Origin of the sequence: Bathymodiolus azoricus thioautotrophic gill symbiont, from assembly GCF_001298715.1 — a bacterium.
In the GTDB taxonomy this organism is placed as follows: Bacteria; Pseudomonadota; Gammaproteobacteria; order PS1; family Pseudothioglobaceae; genus Thiodubiliella.
In genome coordinates this window covers 1-6,052 of the sequence record NZ_CDSC02000226.1, presented here as the reverse complement: position 1 = coordinate 6,052, position 6,052 = coordinate 1, and the positions used below count along the sequence as shown (strand labels likewise).

Sequence of the window (6,052 nt, the reverse complement as noted above, 5' to 3'; positions counted from 1 at the left end):
GTGAAAATAATTTTTAGAAACAGTTCTGGTATTGTAATTTTATTTTGTTTACTATAACATCTTACTTCTTTACTTAAAATGAAATGTCTTTATGCATTTGTTAGCCAATATATCTACTCAAAAATTCAAGATTGTGGTTTTGACTTTGGTGTTTTTATTTCCCATATTGATGGCAATTGTGGGCAGTGCGGTATCAACCATATATTTATTGTTGTTTATATTGGGTGTTATCTATATCCAAAGACTTGCGCCAATATTATCTGCACAAGAGAAAACGGTTTTAATTGGTTTTACTGCGGTGTTTTTTATTTATTTACTGGGTATGGTAAATTCTGATGATATTTATAATGGCTTTAAAAAATTGGGAAAATTCAGTTATTTTTTATTCTCGGCACCTGTTTTTATTCTTTTTAAGTATTATCAGCAGTCAATGTTGAGAGCGTTCTACATTGGAACGACGCTATCAGGCTTTATTTTACTCATTTACTTGTTACTCAACAGTGGTTCAACAGGTGCTTATCATTCAATCATGTATGGTGATTTTTCCATGCTTATTGTTGGGGTTAATATATTGTTATCATTGCTAACAAATTTCAATAAAACGGACAAAGTATTGCTGATACTATCTGCACTATCTGCACTCAGTGCAAGTTTGATTGTTGGGGCAAAAGGCGCCTGGGTGGCGCTTCCCTTGTTGTTCTTAATTTTTCTGTATTTATTGATTACGAAAAAAGAATTACGATTGACAATAATGGCAATTTGTATCGGTATTGTTTTGACAATTGGCATTACCATTAACGCCTTTCCTGGTCAAACAATTGATAGGTTTAATATCGCAATTACCAACACCACGCAATTTGCTGACAATGAACATGACAACAAAAAACAACCAGCTGGTACTGCTAGTGAACGATTTATTTTTTGGAAAGCTGCTATTAATACGGCTAGAAAACATCCATTTTTTGGTTCTGGTAGTGGTGATTTTGGACTGGAACTTAAGCGTTTCATCACAGCATATCCGCGATACAATGTGATTGGCGATGGTTATAAAAGTGCACATAATATTTTTTTTGAATGGTTGGCGTTATTTGGCATTATTGGATTCTTGGTTTTGATGGTGAGTGTATTTTTATTGCCCCTCAAATTCTTCTTCCAAACGATAAAAAATAACCCGGAAAAATCATGGGCAGGTTTAGTCGGCATTTGGATTATTTTGTCAAGTATGGTATTTGGGCTAACTGAAACTTGGATTGTGCGCTCAGCACCCAATGGTGTTTATATGTTTTTTGTATTATCATTGATGGCATTTAGTGTAAGTAATACTCGGTCCACTAACTAAATTTCTACCTCTCCCATTAGGGAATTAGCGCAGGCATCTGTAATTTTTACATTAACAATCTGACCAATTAAAGACTCGTCACCTTTAAAATGTGTGTTACGCATATTTTCGGTGCGTCCGAATAAATTATCGCCTTTTTTGGCTTTGTTTTCTACCAAAACTTTTTGTACGCTACCAATCATCGCCTTAGAGATTTGTTCGGTTGATTTATCGATGGTTTTTTGTACAAGTGCGAGGCGTTCTTTTTTGATTTTTAATGTCACATCATCAGTATAAGTAGATGCAGGCGTTCCAGGGCGGGCAGAGTAAATAAAACTAAAAGATTTATCGAAACTAATGTCGTTAATAAGTGCCATTGTGTCTGCAAAATCTTGCTCATTCTCACCTGGGAAACCAATAATAAAATCTGAAGAAATAGAAATATCAGGGCGCACTTCACGCAAACGCCTAATTTTGGATTTGTATTCAAGTGTGGTGTGTCCGCGTTTCATCAGTGTTAGAATCCTATCAGAGCCACTTTGAATAGGTAGATGTAAGTGCGATACTAATTCAGGTACTTCAGCGTAGGCTTGAATGAGACGCTCACTAAATTCAACAGGGTGTGAAGTGGTATAACGAATTCTATCAATGCCGTCAATTTGCGCTACAATATTAATCAGTAGCGCCAAATCAGCCGTTTCTTCATCAGTCATCTTCCCTTGATAAGCGTTGACATTTTGTCCTAGCAAATTAACTTCCCTAACGCCTTGATTTGCCAATATTTGCACCTCATTGATCACATCATTAAATGGGCGAGACACTTCTTCGCCTCGAGTGTAAGGTACGACGCAAAAGGTACAGTATTTAGAGCATCCTTCCATAATGGACACAAAGGCAGTGACGCCATTGGTTTTTGGCTCAGGCAAATAGTCAAACTTTTCAATTTCTGGGAAAGAAATATCAATACTGGTTTGCTTATTACTCAGAGCATCACTCAACATATTAGGTAATCTGTGTAAGGTTTGTGGGCCAAAAATAATATCAACAAAAGGTGCTCTCTTAAGAATCAACTCGCCTTCTTGTGAAGCAACACAACCCCCCACGCCAATAATTAAATTAGGATTTTTTTCTTTAAATTTACGCCAACGACCCAATTGATGAAATAATTTTTCCTGAGCTTTTTCTCGAATAGAACAGGTGTTAAGTAGCAATACATCAGCTTCAAGTGCATTGTCAGTTAAGGCTAAACCGTGTGAGTGTTTTAATACATCAATCATTTTTTGACTGTCGTATTCATTCATTTGACAGCCGAAAGTTCGAATATATAATTTAGATAAAGGCATTATTTTTGGATATGTAATGTTTGTGTTGGGTAGGCGATCTCCGCCCCATGCTTAGCAATAATATCGGCAACACTAAGTAATATTTTTTGCTTAATCTGTTGATATTCATTTTTGTTCACAGTTTTGGTGAAGGCATAAACATTAAAATCCAGTGATGAGGCGTTAAAATAATTGAAGAACACACGCAAGGCTTGAGATTGTTCAATGTCTTTGTTGGTTTTTAGCATCGCCTCTACCTCCGTAACAATGTCAGACATTTGTGCAATATCATTGTAACGAATACCAATAGTTTCATTAATGCGACGATTGGTCATGCGCGATGGTGTTTCAATCGGGATTGAGGCAAAAATTGAGTTGGGAATGTAAATTGGATTTTTGCTAAAAGTACGAATACGCGTCATGCGCCAACCGATTTTTTCAACTGTACCCTCAAACTGGCTAGAGCGAATCCAATCACCTGTTGAAAAAGGTCTGTCCATTTGTAGCATCAACCCACCAAAGATATTTGACAGCATATCTTTGGCAGCAAAGCCCATGACAATGCCACCGACACCACCAAAAGTCAGTAGGCTGGAAATTGAGAAGCCAAAATACTGTGCAATACCAAGCACGATAGAGGCAATAATTAGAATTTTAATTAAGCGAATGATTAACCTTATAGAGTCTTTGTTGGCATTGTTTTTGTGCTTAAGTAGATAAGATTCGATGCCAGATATCATCCGTAGCACGCCCCAAGTAATGATAAAAATTGGAATAATATCAATGTAGTTAATCACTTGGACTAATAGCGCAATCTCTCCTTTGAGTACATTAATAGAAAGATAAAACCAAGCAAACCAGACTAATGCTTTGAGTGGTGCAGAAATGGATTTAAGCAAACAATCATCCAATTGATTTTTAGTTTTATTGGTTTGCGCGATAAGTTGTTTTAATATTGCACCTGTAATGATATGTACAATAAAGGTCACGGCGAATAGGGCGCCAACAGTTTGATAAAGCGTTAAGTTTTGTAAGAGGTCCATATTATTTTAGGTATTTGATTGGATTAATGGGTGTTTCGAATTTATTCATTTCAAAATAAAAGTTATTTTTGCCAGTAGTTGCAATAACCTGTCCTTTCTTTACTTTATTGCCACTTTGCACTTGTAGAGTTTGATTTTGCATATAAGAACTGTAAAAGCCTAGTGCATGTTTAATGATTATCATCTTAGCGTTGTTTCTTGTTTCATTGCCACTATAAACAACCGTGCCACTCTCAATAGCACGCACTGCTTGACCGGAATTTGTCGCAAAGCTCAGACCCTGATGGTTCTTAGAAAAAGTTTTAATAATTCTGCCAGCAACAGGAATTAGCGCACTCTTTATTGTGATTTTTCTTTTTTCAACGGTTTTAGTAATAGAAAGGTGGTCAGAGTCTATAGGTTCTTGACCTATTGACTTATCAATAATAACCACTGGTTCTTTTGCTTTTTCAAAAAAACAGCTGGTAAGCACCAGAGAGATAAAAACAATAATCAGTTTATTTAGCATACCACAACCCTAATGCAATGATGATAATCAAAATATAACCTAGACGGTCAATGTATTTTTTTAGCCAAAGATCACAGGTATCACCGAATTTCTTAACAAAAAATGCCACTAAGAAAAACCGTGCACCTCTGGCTAGCAATGATATTAGTATAAACGGTAAAAGTGCCATATTGGCAATACCTGCACCGATGGTAAATATTTTGTAGGGCATTGGTGAAAATCCTGCAATTGCCACAATCCAAATGCCATATTCTGTAAACCACTCTTTAACTGTTTCAAGTTTATCAACATAATGTAATTTGACCAACAATGGTTGAATGATATCTATCAATAATGCACCTAAAAAATAACCAACCACACCGCCTAATACAGATAGAATTGTGCAAATTGATGTAAATTGATAGATTTTCTCTGGTTTTTTAAGCACCATAGGCGCAAGTAAGATATCAGGTGGTGGGTAGGGCAGTATAAAAGATTCTGTAAAGCTTACTAAAGACAACCAGTAAACAGCGTGTTTACTTTGTGCCCAGTCTAGCGTCTTATGATAAAGTTTAGAAAATATTTGCATAAAATTTAATTTACTTTATTGGAAAACCAAGTGCTTCACGCGAATCGTAATACGCCTTAGCTACTTTCTGACTCATTGAACGCACACGACGAATAAAACGCGCTCTATCTGTGACGCTAATACCGTGACGCGCATCAAGTAAGTTAAATAAGTGTGATGCTTTCATTACTTGCTCATACGCTGGGTAAGGCAGTGCTTGTTCGATGAGTTTTTCATTCATTGTTTCTGCCTCGTCAAATTGTTTAAACAGGACATCAATGTCGGCAATTTCAAAATTATATTTTGATTGTTCAACCTCATTTTGATGAAAGACATCACCATAACTAACCCCATCAACCCACACCAAATCATAAACACTGTCTACGCCTTGCAGATACATTGCTAAGCGTTCAAGCCCATAAGTGAGTTCTCCTGATACAGGCTTACAAGGCAAACCACCGATTTGCTGGAAATAAGTAAATTGCGAGACTTCCATGCCATTAAGCCAAACTTCCCAGCCTAGCCCCCAAGCACCTAGTGTTGGTGATTCCCAGTTGTCTTCAACAAAGCGTACATCGTGCTTGGTTAAATCAAGTCCGATCTCACTCAAAGATTCTAAATATAAATCCTGAATATCTTTAGGCGATGGCTTAAGTAACACTTGAAATTGATAATAATGTTGTAAGCGATTTGGATTTTCGCCATAACGCCCGTCAGTTGGACGACGAGAGGGTTGTACATACGCTGCTTTCCAAGGTTCAGGGCCGATGGCTCTTAAAAAAGTGGCAGGGTGAAAAGTACCTGCACCCATTTCCATGTCAAAGGGCTGCAGCAGTGTGCAACCCTTTGATGTCCAAAATAATTGTAGTTTTAAGATTAAATTTTGAAACGAAATTGCGGCATCTAAGTCTTGTAGTGACATGGCTAGTTGATAAAAAAATAATAAAAAATTTTACCGCAAACCATAAGAGAGCTTTGTATAAATGTGAACCCAAATCCAAAAATAGAACCACCCAACCCAAAAAATACCAATCAAAATCCTAAAAAACCACCCCATTCAAGTCTTGCATCCATAAAAATACAGACAATATTCCCAATTTGATAAGATCAGCACAAATTATTCGATATTTTGGATCGTTTAGGTTTTTCAGGTGTGCTTAAGTCTCCTTTTTTAGGCAGAGTTTGTTTTGTTGTTCGTTTAAATCAAGATAGCAATGACTTAAACGCTTTGATGTTGTTTAGCACCTGAGTAAGTAGTCGCCCCTTAAAAACCCACCCCAACCAAACCAAAACCACACATTTTTCCAACCACCT

Annotated in this window: 6 protein-coding genes; 1 reads left to right on the top strand and 5 read right to left on the bottom strand. The window is 36.7% G+C overall.

The annotated features are described in order from the left end of the window. The first annotated feature begins 91 nt into the window (after window positions 1–91). Window positions 92–1,339 (top strand): O-antigen ligase family protein, encoded by a 1,248-nt coding sequence (locus BAZSYMA_RS04275; RefSeq protein WP_090715950.1) that lies wholly within the window; start codon window positions 92–94, stop codon window positions 1,337–1,339. On the opposite strand, the gene miaB is transcribed toward BAZSYMA_RS04275, so the two are convergent. The 5 genes from miaB to glyQ are packed head-to-tail and all read right to left on the bottom strand — an operon-like array spanning window position 1,336 to window position 5,660. Continuing rightward, the gene (gene miaB / locus BAZSYMA_RS04270; protein ID WP_090715948.1) at window positions 1,336–2,661 is read right to left on the bottom strand and encodes a tRNA (N6-isopentenyl adenosine(37)-C2)-methylthiotransferase MiaB; all 1,326 of its coding nucleotides are present in this window, start codon (window positions 2,659–2,661) and stop codon (window positions 1,336–1,338) included. The two genes, BAZSYMA_RS04275 and miaB, sit on opposite strands and share 4 nt — an antisense overlap. After that, complete coding sequence (locus tag BAZSYMA_RS04265; RefSeq protein WP_090715946.1) at window positions 2,661–3,683, bottom strand: mechanosensitive ion channel family protein; 1,023 nt, start codon at window positions 3,681–3,683, stop codon at window positions 2,661–2,663. The genes miaB and BAZSYMA_RS04265 overlap by 1 nt, the downstream gene beginning before the upstream one ends. Before the next feature lies 1 nt (window position 3,684). After that, on the bottom strand, window positions 3,685–4,191 hold the full coding sequence (locus BAZSYMA_RS04260) for a murein hydrolase activator EnvC family protein (protein ID WP_090715945.1): 507 nt from the start codon (window positions 4,189–4,191) through the stop codon (window positions 3,685–3,687). Further along, entirely contained in the window at window positions 4,181–4,759 is a 579-nt protein-coding gene (locus tag BAZSYMA_RS04255) for a YqaA family protein (protein ID WP_090715943.1), read from the bottom strand. The genes BAZSYMA_RS04260 and BAZSYMA_RS04255 overlap by 11 nt, the downstream gene beginning before the upstream one ends. Window positions 4,760–4,769: 10 nt before the next feature. Beyond that, window positions 4,770–5,660: a glycine--tRNA ligase subunit alpha gene (glyQ, locus tag BAZSYMA_RS04250; RefSeq protein ID WP_090715941.1), complete on the bottom strand. Its 891-nt coding sequence runs from the start codon at window positions 5,658–5,660 to the stop codon at window positions 4,770–4,772. Window positions 5,661–6,052: the final 392 nt, after the last annotated feature.